At 75.7% G+C, this 19,599-nt stretch carries 20 protein-coding genes; 7 read left to right on the top strand and 13 right to left on the bottom strand.

Going from position 1 to position 19,599, the window contains the following annotated elements:
• Positions 1–195: 195 nt before the first annotated feature.
• From rpsO to truB, 3 genes are all read right to left on the bottom strand, one after another.
• Positions 196–465 carry a 30S ribosomal protein S15 gene (gene rpsO, locus LPU43_RS15565; protein ID WP_120677142.1) on the bottom strand — a complete coding sequence of 90 codons (270 nt, stop codon included), beginning with the start codon at positions 463–465 and terminating at the stop codon, positions 196–198.
• Positions 466–716: 251 nt separating this feature from the next.
• Positions 717–1,646, bottom strand: a complete 930-nt coding sequence (locus LPU43_RS15560) for a bifunctional riboflavin kinase/FAD synthetase (RefSeq protein ID WP_229401154.1) — start codon at positions 1,644–1,646, stop codon at positions 717–719.
• A 168-nt stretch (positions 1,647–1,814) separates the two neighbouring features.
• Positions 1,815–2,708, bottom strand: coding sequence for a tRNA pseudouridine(55) synthase TruB (gene truB / locus LPU43_RS15555; protein WP_229401153.1), 894 nt, complete (start codon positions 2,706–2,708; stop codon positions 1,815–1,817).
• A gap of 151 nt (positions 2,709–2,859) precedes the next feature.
• On the opposite strand from truB, the gene LPU43_RS15550 reads away from it, so the two are divergent.
• A complete protein-coding gene (locus LPU43_RS15550; protein ID WP_229401152.1) occupies positions 2,860–3,105 on the top strand; it encodes a hypothetical protein in 246 nt (81 codons plus the stop codon).
• Positions 3,106–3,228: 123 nt separating this feature from the next.
• Entirely contained in the window at positions 3,229–4,251 is a 1,023-nt protein-coding gene (locus LPU43_RS15545; protein WP_229401151.1) for a hypothetical protein, read from the top strand.
• 66 nt (positions 4,252–4,317) lie between these two features.
• Here LPU43_RS15545 and LPU43_RS15540 read toward each other — a convergent pair whose 3' ends face one another.
• The 10 genes from LPU43_RS15540 to rimP form a co-directional block, all read right to left on the bottom strand.
• Positions 4,318–5,640 carry an MATE family efflux transporter gene (locus LPU43_RS15540; protein WP_229401150.1) on the bottom strand — a complete coding sequence of 441 codons (1,323 nt, stop codon included), beginning with the start codon at positions 5,638–5,640 and terminating at the stop codon, positions 4,318–4,320.
• A gap of 803 nt (positions 5,641–6,443) precedes the next feature.
• On the bottom strand, positions 6,444–6,653 hold the full coding sequence (locus tag LPU43_RS15535) for a DUF6186 family protein (protein ID WP_229401390.1): 210 nt from the start codon (positions 6,651–6,653) through the stop codon (positions 6,444–6,446).
• Positions 6,653–7,060: a hypothetical protein gene (locus LPU43_RS15530; protein WP_229401149.1), complete on the bottom strand. Its 408-nt coding sequence runs from the start codon at positions 7,058–7,060 to the stop codon at positions 6,653–6,655. Before LPU43_RS15530 ends, LPU43_RS15535 begins: the two co-directional genes overlap by 1 nt.
• 63 nt (positions 7,061–7,123) lie before the next feature.
• Complete coding sequence (locus LPU43_RS15525) at positions 7,124–8,164, bottom strand: DHH family phosphoesterase (RefSeq protein ID WP_229401148.1); 1,041 nt, start codon at positions 8,162–8,164, stop codon at positions 7,124–7,126.
• Positions 8,161–8,655, bottom strand: a complete 495-nt coding sequence (rbfA, locus tag LPU43_RS15520; RefSeq protein ID WP_229401147.1) for a 30S ribosome-binding factor RbfA — start codon at positions 8,653–8,655, stop codon at positions 8,161–8,163. Before rbfA ends, LPU43_RS15525 begins: the two co-directional genes overlap by 4 nt.
• Positions 8,656–8,784: 129 nt before the next feature.
• The gene (locus tag LPU43_RS15515) at positions 8,785–9,078 is read right to left on the bottom strand and encodes a DUF503 domain-containing protein (RefSeq protein ID WP_229401146.1); all 294 of its coding nucleotides are present in this window, start codon (positions 9,076–9,078) and stop codon (positions 8,785–8,787) included.
• A gap of 90 nt (positions 9,079–9,168) precedes the next feature.
• The gene (gene infB / locus LPU43_RS15510; RefSeq protein WP_229401145.1) at positions 9,169–12,165 is read right to left on the bottom strand and encodes a translation initiation factor IF-2; all 2,997 of its coding nucleotides are present in this window, start codon (positions 12,163–12,165) and stop codon (positions 9,169–9,171) included.
• A 93-nt stretch (positions 12,166–12,258) separates the two neighbouring features.
• Entirely contained in the window at positions 12,259–12,606 is a 348-nt protein-coding gene (locus LPU43_RS15505) for a YlxR family protein (protein ID WP_229401144.1), read from the bottom strand.
• Between the two features lie 16 nt (positions 12,607–12,622).
• On the bottom strand, positions 12,623–13,666 hold the full coding sequence (nusA, locus tag LPU43_RS15500; protein ID WP_229401143.1) for a transcription termination factor NusA: 1,044 nt from the start codon (positions 13,664–13,666) through the stop codon (positions 12,623–12,625).
• Complete coding sequence (gene rimP, locus LPU43_RS15495) at positions 13,663–14,346, bottom strand: ribosome maturation factor RimP (RefSeq protein ID WP_229401142.1); 684 nt, start codon at positions 14,344–14,346, stop codon at positions 13,663–13,665. Before rimP ends, nusA begins: the two co-directional genes overlap by 4 nt.
• Positions 14,347–14,574: 228 nt before the next feature.
• Here rimP and LPU43_RS15490 point away from each other — a divergent pair, with 228 nt between their 5' ends.
• The 5 genes from LPU43_RS15490 (at position 14,575) to LPU43_RS15470 (ending at position 19,592) form a co-directional block, all read left to right on the top strand.
• Positions 14,575–15,021 (top strand): hypothetical protein, encoded by a 447-nt coding sequence (locus LPU43_RS15490; RefSeq protein WP_229401389.1) that lies wholly within the window; start codon positions 14,575–14,577, stop codon positions 15,019–15,021.
• The gene (locus tag LPU43_RS15485; protein WP_229401141.1) at positions 15,018–15,470 is read left to right on the top strand and encodes a ferritin-like domain-containing protein; all 453 of its coding nucleotides are present in this window, start codon (positions 15,018–15,020) and stop codon (positions 15,468–15,470) included. The genes LPU43_RS15490 and LPU43_RS15485 overlap by 4 nt, the downstream gene beginning before the upstream one ends.
• Before the next feature lie 71 nt (positions 15,471–15,541).
• Positions 15,542–16,132: a PadR family transcriptional regulator gene (locus LPU43_RS15480; protein ID WP_229401140.1), complete on the top strand. Its 591-nt coding sequence runs from the start codon at positions 15,542–15,544 to the stop codon at positions 16,130–16,132.
• On the top strand, positions 16,129–16,890 hold the full coding sequence (locus LPU43_RS15475) for an ABC transporter ATP-binding protein (protein ID WP_229401139.1): 762 nt from the start codon (positions 16,129–16,131) through the stop codon (positions 16,888–16,890). Before LPU43_RS15480 ends, LPU43_RS15475 begins: the two co-directional genes overlap by 4 nt.
• The gene (locus LPU43_RS15470) at positions 16,887–19,592 is read left to right on the top strand and encodes an FtsX-like permease family protein (RefSeq protein ID WP_229401138.1); all 2,706 of its coding nucleotides are present in this window, start codon (positions 16,887–16,889) and stop codon (positions 19,590–19,592) included. Before LPU43_RS15475 ends, LPU43_RS15470 begins: the two co-directional genes overlap by 4 nt.
• Positions 19,593–19,599: the final 7 nt, after the last annotated feature.

Below are 19,599 nucleotides of genomic sequence, written 5' to 3'. Positions count from 1 at the left end.
CGCGGGGAGCTGCTCAGACGGCCGGTCTTCGATCGAAGCGCCCGGGGTGCCGGCGAGCTGCCGGGGTTCCCGGGGGCCACTACCGGAGACCGTACGCTGAGCCGGCTCCCGCTCGGGTGGTCGCGCGGCCCCTGTTGTTTCGGGTGGTGGACGCCGATCGGGGGAGCGACCCGTACGGATCGCTCCCCCGTCACGTCACCGGCGCAGGCCGAGCCGCTCGATGAGCGACCGGTAGCGGTTGATGTCCTTCTTCTGGACGTAGTTGAGCAGCCGACGGCGACGGCCGACCAGCAGCAGCAGCCCACGGCGGCTGTGGTGGTCGTGCTTGTGCACCTTCAGGTGCTCGGTGAGCTCGGCGATCCGCTTGGTGAGGACCGCGACCTGCACCTCCGGCGAACCGGTGTCGCCCTCGGCGGTCGCGTACTCCGCGCGGATCTTGGCCCTGGCTTCCTGGTCGAGCGCCATGTTCTCCCTGTTCGTGGGTCGTTTCGGTGATGCCCGTCGGATCGGTCAGGTGGACCGGGAACGGACCGGCTCCTCGCACCCGCGGCGTCGTGCAGGCACGCGAGGCCCCACGTCGGTCAGCCGACGTCCCCGCCAGCCTACCAGCCCTCGCGGAAACCGCTCGGCGGACCGGCCCGTTCCGGCGTGGTCCGATCCGGAACGGTCCGGCCGGCGCGCGGCGGTGCGCTCAGGTCAGCGCGTAGCGGGCGCGCTCAGGCCAGCGCGCGGCGGGTGCGCTCCACGTCCTGCCGCATCTGGGCGAGCAGCGGCTCGATCGAGTCGTACTTGATCTGGCCACGCAGGTGGGCCACGAAGTCCAGGGCGACCCGCTCGCCGTACAGGTCGCCGGAGAAGTCCAGCGCGTACGCCTCGACCCGCCGCTCCCGGCCGGAGAAGGTCGGGTTGGTGCCGACCGAGACCGCCGCGGCGAGCCGCTCCCGGTGCCCCCGGCGCACCAGCCAGGCCGCGTACACCCCGTCGGCGGGCACCGCCACGTGCCGGTGGCAGAGCAGGTTGGCGGTGGGGAAGCCCAGCTCCCGCCCCCGCTGGTCGCCCCGGACCACCACCCCCTCGACCCGGTGCGGGCGGCCCAGCGCGGCGGCGGCGGCCGTGACGTCCCCGGCGTCCACGCAGGCCCGGATGTACGTGGAGGAGAAGACCGTGCTCTCCTCGGCGACCAGCGGCGCGCCCTCGACGGAGAAGCCGAACGTCCGGCCGAGCCGCTCCAGCAGCGCCACGTCCCCGGCCGCCCGGTGCCCGAACCGGAAGTTCTCCCCCACCACGACGAGGGCGGCGTGCAGGTGCTCGACCAGGATGTCGTGCACGAACGCCTCGGCCGGCAGCCGGGAGAACTCCGGGGTGAACGGCACCACGCAGAGCACGTCGACGCCGAGCGCCTCGATCAGCTCCGCCTTGCGGGCCGGCTCGGTGAGCACCGCCGGGTGCGACCCGGGACGGACCACCTCGGCCGGGTGCGGGTCGAAGGTCACCACCACCGACTGCACGCCCAGTTGGCGGGCCCGCGCCACCGCGTGCCCGATGGTCGCCTGGTGGCCCTTGTGCAGGCCGTCGAAGACGCCGATGGTGACGACCGAGCGGCCCCAGCCACCGGGCGCCGCGTCGTACCCCCGCCACCGCTGCATGACACTCCTCCCCTGCCTCCGCGCCGGCTCCCCCGGCCGTACCGCCGCCGCCCCGGCCGGTCCGGTCCGCCGGTCCTGCCTCTGCCACTCCGCCGGTGACCCCTGCCGGTCCGGCCCCCGCCGCGCCTGCCGCCGCCGGCCGTGGCCGACGGGTCGCGCCCGCCGCCGTCAGGCCGGGGCGAGCACGATCTCCGCGCGGGCCCGGCCCTCCCGCTCGCTGACGATAGCGATCAGACCGCCGCCGGGGCCGAAGACGGCGTACGGCCCGGCGATGCCGACCGGATCGAGCGGGCCGCCGTGGGACAGCACCTTCGCCTCGTCGGCGCTGGCCTCGCGGCGCGGGAAGAACCGGTCGGCGGCGGCGTCCAGCGGCAGGTTCACCACCTCCGGCGCGCGCTCCTCCAGCTTCTCCAGCGTGGCCGCCTCGGCGAGGGTGAAGCCCCCGACGGCGGTGCGGCGCAGCGCGGTGAGGTGACCGCCGACGCCGAGCGCCAGGCCCGCGTCCCGGGCCAGCGCCCGGATGTACGTCCCGGACGAGCAGGTCACGTCGACGTCCACGTCCACCGCGTCCGGGGCCACCGGGGCGCCCCGGCGGATCGCGAGCACGTCGAGGCGGCTCACGGTGACCCGGCGGGCGGGCAGCTCGACGCTCTCCCCCTCGCGCACCCGCTTGTACGCCCGCTCGCCGTTGATCTTGATGGCGCTCACCGCGCTCGGCACCTGGTCGATCTCGCCGGTCAGCGCGGCGAACGCCGACCGGATCGCCTCGTCGGTGACCGCCCCCGCCGGGGTGGCGGAGATCACGTCGCCCTCGGCGTCGTCGGTGACGGTGGCCTGGCCGAGCCGGACGGTGGCCGCGTAGCTCTTGCCCGCCCCGATCACGTACGTCAGCAGGCGCGTGGCCCGCCCCACCCCGATCACCAGCACGCCGGTGGCCATCGGGTCGAGGGTGCCCCCGTGCCCGACCCGGCGCGTCCGCGCCAGTCGGCGGATGCGCGCCACCACGTCGTGCGACGTCATGCCGCCGGGCTTGTCGACCACGATCAGACCGTCTGCGCTCACGACGGCCAAGCCTGCCAGACGGGGCCGCGCCGATCGCCACCGCACGGCACAATGCTGCGCGTCCCACCCACGCCGCCCCTCAGTCCGGAGGTTCTCCCTGAGCACCCCTCCCTCCCACGAGCACCGTCCCCGGGTCGACCTGCCCGAGTGGATGCGCAACCCCGAGCCGGTCCGGCGCACGCCCGCCGGGCGACTGATGGACCTGGTGGAAGCGGTGCCGGTCCTGCGGGCGGCCCGCCGGGCGCTGTGGCGCCGGCGGGACCGCAGCCGGTTCAGCGAGCGGCACCCCGTCGTCTCGGCGATCGTGTCGTTCGTCGTCGTCGCGGCGGTGGCGACGGTCCTCGTGGCGGGTGCCCTCTACCTGTTCGCGAAGATGCAGGCCGGCGACCCGCTGTGAGCCCGGCGCGGCGGCCATCCCTGTGAGCGCGGCGCGGCCACCACGAGAACGGGGCTGCGTGAGCGGGGCGCGGGGTGCGAGGATCATGCGCCCCTCCCCCGCCCCGCAGATCAGGACCGCGCGATGACCGACAAGCGACCAGTCGCCCCGCCCCCCGCTTCCGGTCCGACCCCCGGCAAGGAGGAAGGCGCGGCGTCCGGGCCTCATCCGTACGTCGTCGCCCAGGTCGAGGAACCGGTCCGGCTGCCGGAGTGGATGCGCCAGGTCGGCACGGAGCAGGAACTGGACCGGTCGGAGCAGCGGCGACTGGCCTGGCGACGGCATCGCGGAAAGCTGCTCGTCGGTGTCGTCGCGCTGGGGGCCGTGGCCCTGCTCGGCGCGACGGTGGTCGTCGTCGGCACCGCCGTCGACGGCATCCGCACCGCCACCTCCCCGACGGCGTCGCCGAGCCCCGGCACACCCCGGGACTCCTTCGCCGGCACTCCCGCCGCCACGTTCGCCGCCGGGGAGGGCGGCATCCACCTGCCCCCGGCCCACGCCACCGGCCCGTTCAGCGAGGCGCAGGTGCGCACGGCCCTCGACACGACCCGGCGGGCACTGGTGGAGAGCCGCCTCAGCGCCACCATGCTGCACGGCAGGCCCTCCTCCTTCCTCGCCGTGCTCGCGAAGGACGCCGGCAGCCACCTCTCGCCGTACTTCCGGGAAGCGGACTTCCGGCACTTCGCCACCCGGATGGACCGGAGCTTCCGCGCCAAGAAGGAGATCAGGGTGTCGGGCAAGGTCAGTTACGAGGCCACCGAGGACCACGAGGGAAACCGCGTGCTGGCGGTGACCACCCGGTTCTCCTGGGTGTACGCCTTCGAGCGCCTGGCCGGCGAGGCCCCACCCGAGGCCGACCTGGTGGTCGTCCGGGACACCCTGGTCTGGCACCTGCCCCACCCCGACGACGTCCCGCCCTCCGCGCGGGGACTCTGGCTGGACTCCGCCACGGCCGTCCACTGGAACGCGCGGTGCGACCTGCTCCGGAGAAGCGGTTTCCTCGACGTCGAGCCGTTCCTGGGCGGAGCCCGAGGACCGGCCCGTGGGCTGCCCCTGACGGAGGTCTTCGACCCGGAGCAGACCGCCCGCGTCCCCGGCTCCTGCTGACCCGCCCCGCCGACGGCGCAAGAAGGGGACCCTTCTCTACCGTAGGCGTCAACAGGGTGCCCCTCCTTACACGGCGGCGCCGACGACCGCCCACGCGCCCGAGCGCAGCCGCAGCAGCAGGGCACCCAGCCGGATCAGCACGAACAGGGTGAGCCCGGCCCAGATCCCGCCGAGCCCCAGGTCGAACCCGTACGCCAGCCAGATCCCCGGCAGGAACCCGCCGAACGCGGCGGCGATGGCGAGGTTGCGCAGGTAGCGGACGTCTCCCGCGCCGATCAGCACCCCGTCGAGGGCGAACACGACGCCGCCGATCGGCTGCAACGCCACCAACCACGGCCAGGCGGCCATGGCCTGGTCGTGGACGTGCGGGTCGGAGCTGAACAGCGCGGGCAGGACGCCGGCCCCGGCGGCGATGAGCACCGCGAACGCCACGCCGCAGACCCCGCCGACCAGCGCCAGCCGGCGGGCCAGGGCGCGCGCACCGGCGGCGTCGCCGGCACCGAGGGCCGCCCCGACCAGCGCCTGCGCGGCGATGGCGATGGCGTCGAGCACCAGCACGGTGAAGAACCACAGTTGTACGGCGATCTGGTGCGCCCCGACCGCCGCCACCCCGAAGCGGGCCGCCACTGCGGTGGCGGACAGGAAGCTGGCCTGGAAGGCGACGCCCCGGATCAGCAGGTCGCGGCTGAGCGCCAGGTGCCGGCGGATCACCCGGGGGCGGGGGCGCAGCGGCACCCGCTCACCGACCAGGGCGACGGCGAACAGGACGCCGGAGATGGTCTGGGCGACGACGTTCGCCGCCGCCGAGCCGGTCAGCCCCCACCCGACGGGGTAGACCAGCAGCGGGCAGAGCAGCGCGGAGAGCAGGTTGGGCCCGAGCACGAACCACAGCGGGCGGCGGGTGTCCTGCACGCCGCGCAGCCAGCCGTTGCCGGCGGCGGCGAGCAGCAGGCCGGGGGCGCCGAGCGCGGCGACCCGCAGCCACCGGGCGGCGGCGTCGGCGACCTCCCCCGGGCCGGCGAGCACGTCGGCCAGCGGCCCGGCGCCGGGCTGCATCGCCAGCGCCACCAGCACCCCGACCCCGAGCGCGAGCCAGGACGCCTGCACCCCCTCGGCCACCGCGGCGGCCCGGTCGCCCGCGCCGAAGCGGCGGGCTGCCCGACCCGTGATCCCGTACGCCAGCACGGTGCCCAGCCAGGTGATCAGCGTGAGCACCGTGCCGCCGATGGCCAGCGCGGCCAGCGGCATCCGCCCCAGGTGACCGACCACGGCCGTGTCGACGAGCACGTAGAGCGGCTCGGCGGCGAGCACCACGAGGGCCGGCAGGGCCAGCGAGGCGATGCGACGCGGCGAGGCGACGGCGGAGGAGGCGGCGACGGCTTGACTCATCCCGCCGATCCTGGCACGCCCAGAGTAAGGAACACAACCAGCCCCATCCCTTACTCGCCCGGCCCCGCCCCCACCCCTCCCGCCCTACCGAATGCCGGGATGGATGTCCCACTACCCGAAACGCGAAGAGATCTTGGCAGGAAACGGCCATGGGGGCCATTCCTCACCAAGATCTCGGGCGAGCAACTGCGGCGACACGCTCGGGGGCGGCGGGCCGGCCACGGAAGCGGGGCGGGGGCCACGGAAGCGGGGCGGCGCGGACGGGCGGTGATGTCGGCGACGTGGGGCGTCGGCGACATCACCGCCGGCCGGCATGGGTCACTGACGGGTGTCCATCGACGTCTGGAGTGCGCGGCGGGCCTGCTCACGGGCCTCGTCGGTGGTCTCGGGCTTGGGCTTGCTCGGCATGGGGTGATTCCTTCCAGGGTGCGGACCAGGCGGACGCGGCGGCCCGACGGCCGGTCGTGATGGGCGCCCGACGGGCGGTCCGGGGTCACCGGAGCGGCCGGTCTGGGGCGTGAGCCCGGGTCGGTCGACCCTGGGGGGAGACGGCGCCGGGTGTGGCGCCGACCGCCCGCGACCAGCGCCGAAGGCACGGCGCCGATCGATTCCCAAGCTATCGTTCAGGTCCACATGCTGCCCACAGTTCCCGCGATATGGACGCGATCGGGCGCGGCGGAGGCGACGGAGCAGGCGACAGAGGGCCGCGGGAGGCGGCGAGAGAGGCGGCGGGGGCGGCAGGAAGGCACGGAGGGCAGCGGGAGACGCCGGTAGGGGCGGCGGGAGGCGGCGAACCGGGCCGGTCAGCGGGCCAGGAAGTGCCAGCCGAGCCACCACCAGAAGCCGAACAGCCCGATCCGGCCCACGGGCACGGGGCCCACCTCGTAGCGCATCACGTAGGCGCAGACGTCGGCCAGGGACGGAATCCGGGAGCCCGGGCGGCGGGCCGCCCACTCGACGGCGGCGAGGAGCACTAGGGCGGCGACGAAGCCGCCGATGGCGAGCGCGCGCATCATCGCCGCACCAGCCCCCAGAACGCGGCGAGCCAGGCGAACCAGGCCGCCGAGCGGACCAGCTCGTCCTCCAGGAGGGGGTCGGCCAGCCGGGAGAGGGTCGGGAAGTCGTCGCCCGCGTGCAGGACGAAGGTGGCCCCCTCGAACACGCCGAACACGGCCGCCGGGAGCACCCACCACAGGGCGCCCGCGCCCAGCCGGCGGGGTGCGGGCCGGCGCGGCACCCGGTTGCCCAGGCCGAGCCAGATCAGCGCGCCGCCGGTGCCGAGGGTGTAGAGGTTGGCCTGGGTGGAGAAGGAGGGCAACTGCCCGCCGACGAGGGAGAGACAGACCAGCACCGGTACGGAGACCACGGGGCGGTCCCAGACCCGGGGCTCGGGGACGGTGAGCTCGCGGGGGTGATCCATCCACCGATTCTCCCCGCCGTCACGCAGCGCGGGAAGACCGACACCCACCGGAGTCCTGGCTGTCTACGCCTCGATCAGGGCCTTGTCCAGCTCGGCCCGGATGGCCGCGATCACCTCGTCGGCCGTGCCCCGCCCGGTGAAGCCGGCCGCGAACCGATGGCCGCCGCCGCCGAGGGTCACCGCGACGCGGCTGACGTCCACCGCGCCCTTGCTGCGCATCGAGACCGCCCACTCGGCGGCCCCGACCTGCTTGACCACGCAGCTCACGTCCGCCTCGGCGGTGCACCGCACGGAGTCGATCAGCGCCTCCAACACGTACGGCCGCTGGTCGTGCCGGGCCAGGTCGTCGAGCGTGGCGTACGTCCAGACCAGGCCGTGCCCCCCGGCCGCCCCCGGGTCGAGCCGGGCGCGGCAGAGCACCTCGCCGAAGAGCCGCACCGCGCCGAAGGGCCGGGTGTCGAAGACCCGCCGGGAGATGTCGCCGGGGCGGATGCCGGTGGCCAGCAGCCGGGCCGCCAGCTCGTGCACGGCCGGGGTGGTCGCCTCGAACCGGAACGAGCCGGTGTCCGTGGTGAGGGCGACGTAGAGGCACTCGGCGATCTCGGCGTCCAGGGTCACCCCGAGCCGGGCCAGCAGCTCCTCGGCCACCACCGAGGTCGCGGCGGCCCGGGGGTCGACCAGGTTGATGCCGCCGAACCGGGTGTTGGAGGCGTGGTGGTCGAGCACGAGGGCGGTGCCGGCCGTGGTCAGCCGGTCGACCAGGGCGCCGAGCCGCGACTCGCTCGCCGCGTCGAAGCAGACGACCAGGGCCGGCGCGGCGTACGCGTCCTCCTCGGGCACCAGCAGGTCGAGCCCGGGCAGGCCGCGCAGCGGCTCGGGCAGCTCATGGGGGCCGGGGAAGGTCGCCCGGAGCCGGCGCGCCCCGAGCCGACGCAGCCCCAGCCCGAAGCCGAGCATGCTGCCGAGCGCGTCCCCGTCGGGGTTGACGTGGCAGATGAGCTGGACCGGGGCGTCGGCCGGCAGGTCGCGCACCGCCGCCACGGCGGCGGCCCAGTCGGCCTCGCCGGGGCCGGCGTCGGCGGCCCCGGGCCCCGGTGGCGTCACGACCGGTCCGCGTCGCGCGGGGCCGCCTCGCCGGCCGGGGTGTCGACCCCGTCGGTGTCCTCGTCGGCCTCGTCGGACTCCAGCCGGTACGGCTGGGCGTCGCCCGCGTACTTGGCCTGGGCGGCGAGGCGCTGCACCTCGGCGTCGGCGTGGCGGGCCGCCGCGAGCAGGTCGTCGATCTGCTTGACCTGGTCCTGCACGTCGTCGAGGACGAAGGTCAGCGAGGGCGAGTGACGCAGCCCGAGGGCCTTGCCCACCGTGCTGCGCAGCATCCCCTTGGCGCTCTCCAGGGCCGCCGCCGTGCTGGACTGCGCCGCCGCGTCGCCGAGGACGGTGTAGAAGACGGTGGCGTCGCGCAGATCGGCGGTGATCCGGGCGTCGGTGATGGTGATCATACCGAGCCGGGGGTCCTTGATCTGGCTCCGCACCACCGACGCGACCAGTTCGCGAATGCGCTCCGCGTGCCGGCGTACCTTGGCCGGATCCGACATCTCGCCCACCTCCACGGCGTCCCGCTCCCGGTCGGGCCGGGCGGCGCGGGGCGCCGCCGGCCCCGACCGGCCAACAACTCTGACAGTACCTTCGCGGTCGGGTCGACCGCCGGGCTCACCGCGTCGCGGTCAGTCGTCGTCGCCGTGCAGGCGGCGGCGGACCGAGAGCAGCTCCACCTCGGGACGGCCCGCGACCAGGCGCTCGCAGGAGTCGAGCACCTCGCGCACGTGCGCGCCCTCCGCGGCCACCACGGCCACGGCTATCTGCGCCCGACCGTGCAGGTCGAGCGCTCCCACCTCGGCGGCCGAGACCTCGAAGCGGCGCAGCGCCGCCACGATCGGCCGTACATATGATCTCTTGGCCTTGAGCGACCGGGAGTCGCCCGGCAGCAGCAGGTCGAAGACCGCGGTTCCGGTGAACATCGCCCCGGACGATACCCGCACCGCCCCCGGCATGATCAAGGGGTTTACGCCGTTACGGGCGTAAACCCCTTGATCAGTGCTTCGGAACCGTCAGGCGCGCGGCTTCTCCCGCATTTCGAAGGTCTCGATCACGTCGCCGACCTGGACGTTGTTGTAACCGCCCAGCGTCAGGCCGCACTCGAAGCCCTCGCGGACCTCCGTCGCGTCGTCCTTGAACCGCTTGAGGGAGCTGATCGTGAGGTTGTCCGCCACGACCGAGCCGTCCCGCAGCAGCCGCGCCTTGGCGTTGCGGCGGATGATGCCGGACCGGACGATGCAGCCGGAGATGTTGCCGACCTTGGACGAGCGGAAGACGTCGCGGATCTCCGCGCTGCCCAGCTCGACCTCCTCGTACTCCGGCTTGAGCAGGCCCTTGAGCGCGGCGTCGATCTCCTCGATGGCCTGGTAGATCACGGTGTAGTACCGGATCTCCACGCCCTCGCGGTCGGCGATCTCGCGGACCTTGTTCGCGGCCCGCACGTTGAAGCCGATGATCGTGACCGCCTCGGACGAGGCGCTCGCGAGCATGACGTCGCTCTCGGTGATCGCACCGACGCCCCGGTGAATGATCCTGAGCTGGACCTCCTCGGGGATGTCGAGGTTGAACAGGGCGTCCTCGAGGGCCTCCACGGAACCGGAGACGTCGCCCTTGAGCACCAGGTTGAGCGAGGTCTTCTCGCCCTCCTTGAGCTGCTCCATGAGCGTCTCGAGGGTGGCCCGGCCGCGCGAGTTGGCGAAGGACGCCGCCCGCCGCCGTGCCTGCCGCTGCTCGGCGATCTGGCGCACCGTGCGGTCGTCGGCCGCGGCGAGGAAGGTGTCGCCCGCCCCGGGGACCGCGGTGAGACCGAGCACCAGCACCGGACGGGCCGGACCCGCCTCGGCGACCTGGTTGCCGTTCTCGTCGAGCATCGCCCGGACCCGGCCGTGCGCCCCGCCGGCGACGATGGAGTCGCCCGCCCGCAGGGTGCCCTTCTGCACCAGCACCGTCGCCACCGCGCCGCGGCCCTTGTCCAGGTGCGCCTCGATGGCCACACCCTGCGCCGGCCCGTCGATCGGAGCGGTCAGCTCCAGCGAGGCGTCGGCGGTCAGCAGGACGGCCTCGAGGAGGTCGTCGATGCCGATGCCGGGCTTCGCGGCCACGTTGACGAACATCGTGTCGCCGCCGTACTCCTCGGCGACCAGCCCGTACTCGGTGAGCTGCTGGCGCACCTTGTCCGGGTTGGCCTCCGGCTTGTCGACCTTGTTGACCGCGACCACGATCGGCACGTCCGCCGCCTTGGCGTGGTTCAGCGCCTCGATGGTCTGCGGCATCACGCCGTCGTCGGCCGCCACCACCAGCACCACGATGTCGGTGACCTGGGCACCACGGGCACGCATGGCGGTGAACGCCTCGTGACCCGGGGTGTCGATGAAGGTCACCGCCCGGTCCTCGCCCTCGTGCGGGACGTGGACCTGGTACGCGCCGATGTGCTGGGTGATGCCACCCGCCTCGCCGGCCACGACGTTCGCCTTGCGGATCGCGTCGAGCAGCTTGGTCTTACCGTGGTCGACGTGACCCATGACGGTCACCACCGGCGCGCGGCTGACCAGGCGGTCCTCCGCGACCTCGGCGTCGAGGTCGATGTTGAACTGCGCGAGCAGCTCGCGGTCCTCGTCCTCCGGGCTGACGATCTGCACGTCGAAGCCGAGGTGCTCACCCAGGAGCAGCAGGGTCTCGTCGGAGCAGGACTGGGTCGCCGTGACCATCTCGCCCAGGTTGAACATCTCCTGGACCAGCGAACCCGGGTTGGCGTTGATCTTGTCGGCGAAGTCCGACAGCGAGGCGCCACGGGAGAGCCGGACGACCTGACCCTGACCCCGGGGGGCACCCGAGCTCATGGTCGGGGCCGACAGGTTGTCGAACTCCTGTCTGCGCTGCTTCTTGGACTTGCGGCCCCGGGTCGGCTTGCCACCCGGACGCCCGAAGGCACCCGCGGCGCCGCCGCCACGGCCACGACCGCCGCCACCGGGACGACCGCCGCCACCGGCCGGGCCACCCGGCCGGAAGCCGCCGCCGGCGCCGGGAGCACCGCCACCGCCACCGGGACCGCCACGGTAACCGCCGCCACCGCCACCAGGACCGCCGCGGAAGCCACCGCCGCCGCCACCGCCACCGGGGCCGCCGCGGAAGCCACCGCCGCCGCCACCACCGGGGCGACCCGCGCCGCCGCCGGGGCGACCCGCGCCACCCGGGCCGGGACGGCCGGTGGTCGGGCGCTGGCTCGGCATGGAGGCCGGGCTGGGCCGGGGCGGCATGGAGGCCGGGCTCGGCCGGGGCGGCATCGACGCCGGGCTGGGGCGGGGACCGCCGCCACCGGCGGCCGGGGGCCGCTGCTGGCCACCGGAGATGCCGAACGGGTTGTTACCGGCGCCGCGCGCCGGGGGACGGGCGCCCGGACGGGCGCCGGGGCCCGGGGTGGGCCCGCCGGGGCGACCGGCGGCCGGGGAACCCGGGCGGGGCGGCATCGCGCCCGGACCGGGACGCGGGCCGGGGCGGGGGCCGCCCTCGGCCGGGGGCTCCCGGCGGACGTTGTCGCGCTGCTGCTGGCGGGCGGCCTGGGCGGCCTTGACCGCGGCCTCCTGCTCGGCCTTCAGCGCGGCGGCGCGCGCCTCGGCGGCGGCCACCTCGATGTCGTGCGCGCTCGCCGGCTTGGCGACCGGGACCGCCGGCTGCGGCGGACCGGGGACCGGGGCCTTGGGCCTCGGGCCGGGGGTCGGCGGGCCGGGCCGCCGGGGCGGCATCGGCTTCGCCGCGACCCGGGGGGCACCCGGGGTCGGGGTCGGCGTCGGGGTCGGGGCCGGACTCGGTGCGGCCGCCTGGGGGGCGGCCTGCGCCGGGGAACCGGCGGAGGCGACGAACGCGTTACGCAGCCGCCGGGCGACGGGCGCCTCGACGGTGCTGGACGCGGACTTCACGAACTCGCCCATTTCCTTCAACTTGGCGAGAACTGTCTTGCTTTCGACCCCGAGCTCCTTCGCAAGCTCGTGTACGCGGGCCTTGCCTGCCACTGCACTCCTCACTCCGAGGTCGTGCGGGCAGCACCCGCAGCGACCTCACTCCTGCACTTGAAGCCTGGTCATTTCAGGGACTTCATCGTGTGCTCATGTCGGTCGTCCTACCTTGCTAGCGACCCTCGCCCGGTCGGGATGACCGGACGTAGTGGTTGGCGCATCGACGTGCTCGGCCAGCGCACCGTGGTCGACGACCCCGGTGAGGCGCAGCGCGCGCCCGAAGGCGCGGCGGCGCACCGCTAGCGCGAAGCAGGCCGGATCCGGGTGCATGTTCGCCCCCCGACCCGGCAGCCTGCGGGCCGGATCGGGCCGGAGCCTGTAACCAGCCCCGTCGCCGACCGCGACCATCCGCAGCAATTCGCTGGCCGGCGCACGTCGCCGGCAACCCACACAAGTGCGTTCCACACAGGTGCGTTCCGGCAGCGCGCGTCGTACCACTGGAAGAAGTCTACCCCTAGCTGCCCGAGATCGCTCCGCCCGGTTCCCGGACGCGATCAGCGGCACCCCGCCCGGTCGCCCCGGCCTGCTCGGCGTCCGAGCGGATGTCGATCCGCCAGCCGGTCAGTCGGGCGGCGAGCCGGGCGTTCTGCCCCTCCCGGCCGATCGCGAGGGAGAGCTGGAAGTCCGGCACCGTCACCCGGGCGGTCCGGGTGGCCAGGTCGACCACCTCGACCCGCAGCGCCTTGGCCGGGGAGAGCGCGTTGCCGACGAAGGTGGCCGGGTCGTCCGACCAGTCGATGATGTCGATCTTCTCGCCGTGCAGCTCGCTCATCACCGCGCGGACCCGCTGGCCCATCGGGCCGATGCAGGCGCCCTTGGCGTTCACGCCCGGCGTGGTCGAGCGTACCGCGATCTTGGTGCGGTGACCCGCCTCACGGGCGATCGCGCCGATCTCGACCGTGCCGTCGGCGATCTCCGGCACCTCCAGGGCGAAGAGCTTCTTCACCAGCGCCGGGTGGGAGCGCGACAGGGTGATCTGCGGGCCGCGCATCCCCTTGGCGACGTGCACCACGACGCAGCGGATGCGCTCGCCGTGCTTGAACTGCTCGCCGGGGACCTGCTCGGACTGCGGCAGCACGCCCTCCAGCTTGCCGAGGTCGACGCTGAGGATCCCCTTGACGTCCCGCGCCTCGTGCGCCTGCACCACGCCGGTGACCAGGTCGCCGTCGCGCCCGACGTACTCGCCGAAGTGCACCTCGTCGGTGGCCTCCCGCAGCCGCTGGAGGATCACCTGCTTGGCGGTCATGGCCGCGATCCGGCCGAAGTCGTGCGGGGTGTCGTCCCACTCCCGCACCACCGTGCCGTCGGCGTCCAGCTCCTGGGCGTAGACCAGGGCCGCGCCGGACTTGCGGTCGATCTCGACGCGGGCGTGCGTTTCGGCCCCGTCGGTGTGCCGGTAGGCGGTCAACAGCGCGGTCTCGATCGCCGCGAGGATCGTGTCGAACGGGATCTCCCGCTCGCGCTCCAGTGCGCGCAGCGCCGCGAGGTCGATGTTCACCTCTCCTCGTCCTCCACATCATCTTCGTCGTCGATGTCGTCAGTGTCTTCGGTGTCGCCGAACTCGTCGTCGGCGATCTCGTCGAGGCGGTGGAACTCGACCTGCACCCGGCCGGGCCCGAGCTCGGCGTGGCGGAACTCGGCGCGGCCGGACTCGGCCTCCAGGACCACACGCTCGTCGTCGGCCTCGACCACCCGGCCGGTGACCTGCCGGTCGCCGGCGGGCTGCCCGGCCTGCCCGTCGCCCCGGGCGGTCACCTTCACCAGCCGGCCCACGTTGCGCCGCCAGTGGCGGGGCAGGGTGAGCGGGCGGTCCACCCCGGGGGAGCTGACCTCCAACTGGTACTCGCCGGCCAGGATGTCGCCGCTGGACTCCTCGGCCGCGTCCAGCGCGGCGGAGACGGCACGGGAGACCTCGGCGACGGCGTCCAGGCCGATCCCGCCGTCGGCGTCGACGATCACCCGCACCACGTGCCGGCGGCCGGCCCGGGAGACGGCGACGTCCTCCAGGTCGTACCCGGCGGCGGCGACCACCGGCTCGATCACGGCGCGCAACCGGGCCCGCCGGGCCGCGAGGTCGCCCCGGGGTGCGCCGACGCGCTCGGCGCCCCGGGGGCCGTCGGCGCGGCGGGGTCTCCCCGTCGGCCCCGCCGACCTGGTGGCACGGCCACGCTGCGTCATCTGGCGCACCCTCCCTGATCGACGGCGCCCGGTCGGACGCCATGCCGGCACGCCACCGGAGCGGACGCGCCGGTGGCTGCGCAGAGCGTAACGCGACGGCGGGGCGACGGGCCGAGCGGCGCACCGACGCCGGTCGCCCACGTATCCGCTCCGATGGTGTTGACTTGTCCGGTGGCGAGGGGCAGAACGACACCGCACGGCCGGGAATTCGGATATTCCCGGCGAAACCTGCTGCGCGCGGGCGTCCTGCTGGCGCTCGGCGGCGTCGCCGCGCCGCTGACCGGCTGTGATCCTTTCGACCGCGGCGACGACCCGGACCCGGCCCCCGACCCGCTGGAGCCGCTGGCGGCCGAGGCCCGCGAGCTGGCCGCCCGGCACCGCGCCGCGCTGGCCGCCGACCCGGGCCTGGCCGGGCTGCTCACCCCGATCGCCGAGGCCCACGAGGCGCACGCCGCCGAGCTGGCCCGGCTGCTCGGGCGCGCGACGCCCACGGCCGCGCCGTCGCCCGACGCCACCGGGGCGGGCCGGGCCTCGACGCTGGCCGGGCTGCGCGAGGCCGAGCAGGGCGCACGCCGCTCGGCCGCGAAGCTCTGCGCCGAGGCGCCGGCCGAGCGGGCGGCCCTGGTCGGCTCGATCGCCGCCGCCCGCGCGACGCACGTGGAGGCACTGAAGTGAGGCACCGACGGGCACCCTCCCCCGGGCCGGCCGGGGCGCTGGCCGACGCGCTGGCCGCCGAGTACGCCGCGGTCTTCGCGTACGGGCGGATCGGGGTGCGGCTCGCCGACGCCGCCCGCAGCGCCGCCCGCGACGCCGAGGCCGCCCACCGGGCCCGGCGCGACGCGCTGGTGCTCCAGCTCAGCGCGGCCGGCGACCCGGTCCCCGCCGACAAGGCCGGGTACGCGCTGCCCTTCCCGGTCACCGACGCCGCGAGCGCCCTGCGGCTGGCGGTCGAGGTGGAGGAGCGCACGGCGGCCTTCTGGCGGGTGGCGCTGGCGCGCACCACCGGCGCGGACCGCGACCGGGCCCTCGCGGCGCTGACGGACTGCGCGGTACGGGCGACCCGCTGGCGGCGCACCGCCGGGGTGAACCCGATCACCGTCGCCTTCCCCGGCCGCCCGGGCTGAGCGGGTCGGCCGCCCGCCCGCAGCTCCGCTCCGGTTGCGGAACGTATACCAGGTATGCATACTCCGGAGCCATGTCCATCCGCCACGGCCTGCTCGCGCTGCTCGAACGCGGCCAGATGTACGGCTACCAGCTCCGAGCGGCGTTCGAGGAGTCGACCGGCTCGACGTGGCCGCTGAACATCGGACAGGTCTACACCACCCTGGCCCGGCTGGAGCGGGACGGCCTGGTCCGGTCGCTGCCGGAGAGCGAGGCCGGGCAGCGGCCGTACACGATCACCGATGCCGGGCGGGCGGACCTGGCACTGTGGTTCGCCACCCCGATCAGCCGCACCGACCGCCCCCGCGACGAGCTGGCCATCAAGCTGGCCCTGGCCCTGACCACCCCCGGGGTGGACGTGCGTGCCGTGGTGCAGAACCAGCGGACCGCCACCATGCGGACGTTGCAGGAGTTGACCCGGTTGAAGTACGCCAGCGACCGGCCCGAGGACCTGCCCTGGCGGCTGGTGCTCGACGCGATGGTGTTCCAGGCGGAGGCGGAGATCCGCTGGCTGGACCACTGCGAGACGAGCCTGGTCCGGTACCGGCCCGCCCCGGAGCCGGGCGGCCGGGCGGCGGCGCAGCCGACGGAGGCGCGGTGGGACGGCGAGGAGGCGCGACGGTGACCGGAGCGGGCGGCGCGGCCGAGCAGACCCACCCCGGGGACGCCGTGCTCGACCTGCGCGACGTCCACCGCACCCACGGCCAGGGCGAGGCGGCCGTGCACGCCCTGCGCGGGGTCACCCTCACTGTCGGCCCCGGCGAGCTGGTCGCGGTGATGGGGCCCTCCGGCTCCGGCAAGTCCACCCTGCTCGCCCTGGCCGGCGGGCTGGACGCCCCGACCGCCGGCGAGGTCCGCGTCGAGGGGCAGCCGCTCGGCGCGCTGGACCGCCGCGCGCTGGCCCGGCTGCGCCGCCGCCGGATCGGCTACGTCTTCCAGAACCTCAACCTGCTGGGCAGCCTCACCGCCGCCGAGAACGTCGCGCTCCCGCTCGAACTAGACGGCCTCGGCGTGCGCCACGCCCGGCGGGCCGCGCAGGCGGCGCTGGTGGAGGTGGGCCTCGCCGAGCTGGGCGAGCGCTTCCCGGACCAGATGTCCGGCGGGCAGCAGCAGCGGGTGGCCATCGCGCGGGCGCTGGTCGGGCAGCGCCGGCTGGTCCTCGCCGACGAGCCGACCGGCGCGCTGGACTCGCAGACCGGCGAGGCGGTGCTGCGCCTGCTGCGCCGCCGGGTCGACGCGGGCGCCGCCGCGGTCCTGGTCACCCACGAGTCGCGGCACGCCGCCTGGGCGGACCGGGTGGTGTTCCTGCGCGACGGCGTCATGGTGGACTCGACGGCGCCGCTGGGCGGCGTCGAGCAGCTCCTGGCCGGCAGCGGGCGGTGAGCCCCGGCCGGCTGGTCGCCGCGCTGCGCTCCTGGCGGGCCGCGCTGCGCATCGCCCGGCGGGAGGCGCGGCGCGCCCGGGGACGCACCGCGCTGGTGCTCGCCATGATCGCCCTGCCGGTGCTCGGGTTGACGTTCGTCGCGGTCAGCTACGACATGGCGGACCTGACCCGGGCCGAGCAGATGGAGCGGCGGCTGGGCACCGCCGACGCGGAGCTGCGCTGGCAGGCCGAGGGCCCGCTGGCGCAGGACGCCTGGGGCGACAGCGTCCATTCCCGGGACGGCGTCGTGCCGCGAAACCGCCCGGTCACCGCCGGGGAACTGACCGCGCTGCTGCCGGCCGGGGCCCGGCTCGGCCAGGTGCGCTGGTGGGTGGAGTTCGAGGCCCGCGCCGGCAACCGGCGCGAGACGATCGACGGGCGGGTGCTCGACCTCGCCGACCCGGTGCTGCGGGGGCAGGGGCGGCTGCTCGCCGGCCGGCCGCCGTCCGGGCCCGCCGAGGTCGCGCTGAACCGCGCGGCGCTGCGCCTGCTGCACCTGCGGCTCGGCGACCGGGTGCCCATGGCCGACGGGTCGGCCGACCCGAGGGTGGTCGGGGTGGTGGAGTTCGCCGACAGCCTGCGCCCCGCGGTGGCCCTCTCCCCGGTGGGCCGCCCGCCCGCCGAGACGCGGGACGCGAGCTGGCTCGTCGACCTGCCGGACGGGGTCGACCCGGGGCTGACGGAGCGGCTCAACGCGCACGGGATCGTGGTGGTCGCCCGCACCCCGGCGCCCCGCCCCGGCGTCGAGGAGGACGCCCTGGACGCCCCGGTCAGCGCTGCGGACGCCGGCAACGCCGTGCTGGTCGGCGGCCTCGGGCTGCTCGAGGTGGTGCTCCTGGTCGGGCCGGCGTTCGCGGTGGGGGTGCGCCGCCGACGCCGGGACCTCGCCCTGGTCGCGGCGGCCGGCGGCGACGACGCGCACCTGCGCCGCGTCGTGCTGGCCGACGGGGTGGTGCTGGGCGGCGCGGGGGCCGTCGCCGGGCTGGCGCTGGGCGTCGCCGCCGCGTTCGCCGCCCGCCCCCTGCTGGAGGAGTACGTCCTCGGGGCGCGCTTCGGGGCGTACCGCGTGTTCCCGGCCGCGCTGGCGGCGATCGCCGCGGTGGCGATGCTGGCCGGGGTGCTCGCGGCCCTGGCGCCGGCCTGGGCCGCCGCTCGACAGGACGTGGTGGCCGGGCTGGCGGGGCGGCGCACCCCGCCCCCGCTCCGGCGGCGTTGGCCGGTCGCCGGGGTGGCGGTGGCCGCCTGCGGGGCGGTGGTGGCCGTCCTCGGCGCGGCGGGGGGCGAGCAGACGGCGGTCCTCGCCGGCCTGGTCCTCGGCGAGATCGGGCTGGTCCTGGTCGCGCCGGCGCTGGTCGGCGCGCTCGCCCGGGCCGGCCGGTGGCTGCCGCTGGCCCCCCGGATCGCGCTGCGCGACGCCAGCCGCAACCGCTCCTCCACCGCCCCGGCGATCTCCGCGGTGATGGCTGCGGTGGCCGGCAGCGTGGCCCTCGGCGGATACCTGGCCAGCGACGACGCCCGGGAGCGCGCCGCCTACCAGCCAGCCCTGCCGCACGGCAACGTCATGGTCGTCGCCGGCTCCACGGCGCAGCTGCCGCCGGTGGCCCGGGTCGCGGAAGCGGCAGCCGCCACGCTGCCCGGGAGCACCGCCGCGCGGGTGGACGTCCCGGTCTGCGCCCCGCCCGCCGGGTCCGAGGAGTGGTGCGAGGTCCGGGCCGAGCTGCCGCCCGGACGGGCCTGCCCGTACAAGGTGATGCCGTCCCACGACGAGGCCACCCGGCTGCGCGCCCGCGCCGACCCGCGCTGCGCCGGGCTGGGCCGCGAGTGGCAGTCCTCCGGCACCGCCCTGCGGGCCGTGGTCGACGACGGCGACGCGGTGGCCGCGCTCACCGGCGCCGCGCCCGAGGAGGTGGCCGCCGCCCGGCGGGTGCTGCGCGGCGGCGGCGTGGTGGTGACCGATCCCCGGTACGTCCTCGACGGGCAGGTCACCCTCGTGGCGACCCGGAACCCGATGATGTCGGACGAGGAGGTGACGAGGACCGCCACCGTCCCCGGCCACGTGCTGCGCGGCGGCGTCGGGGAGCGGCTGGTGCTGTCCCGCGCCGCCGCCGCCCGCGTCGGGATCGCCGGGGAGCAGACCGGTTACGTGCTGTCCACCGCCGCGACCCCGACCGTCGCCCAGCAGGAGCGGCTCGACGCCGAGCTGCGGCGGCTCGGCCCGTTCGTCGTGGAGGTCGAGCGGGGGCCCGGCCGGGGCGGCCGCTCCCCCGTCCTGGTGCTGCTGGCCCTCGGCTCCGGCCTGATCACCGTCGGCGCGGCGGCCGTCGCCACCGGCCTCGCCGCCGCCGAGGGGCGGGCGGACCTGTCCACCCTCGGCGCCGTCGGCGCCAGCCCCCGGATGCGCCGGCTGCTCTCGCTGTGCCGGGCCGGGGTGATCGCCGTGCTCGGCTCGGCGCTGGGCATCGTGGTCGGGCTGGGCACCGCGCTGGTGGTCCTGGCGGCGACGAACCGCCGGTACGCCACGACCTGGCCGATCGTGGAGCCGTACCCGATGGTGGCGCCCTGGTCGACGCTGGGCGTGCTGGTGGTGGTGCCGCTGGTCGCGATGCTCGGCGTGGGCCTGTTCACCCGGTCCCGGCTGGCGGTCGAGCGCCGCCTGGACTGACGGCGCT

Source organism: Micromonospora okii, assembly GCF_020884795.1.
Taxonomy (GTDB): domain Bacteria; phylum Actinomycetota; class Actinomycetes; order Mycobacteriales; family Micromonosporaceae; genus Micromonospora; species Micromonospora okii.
This window is presented reverse-complemented; position numbering and strand designations above follow the sequence as displayed.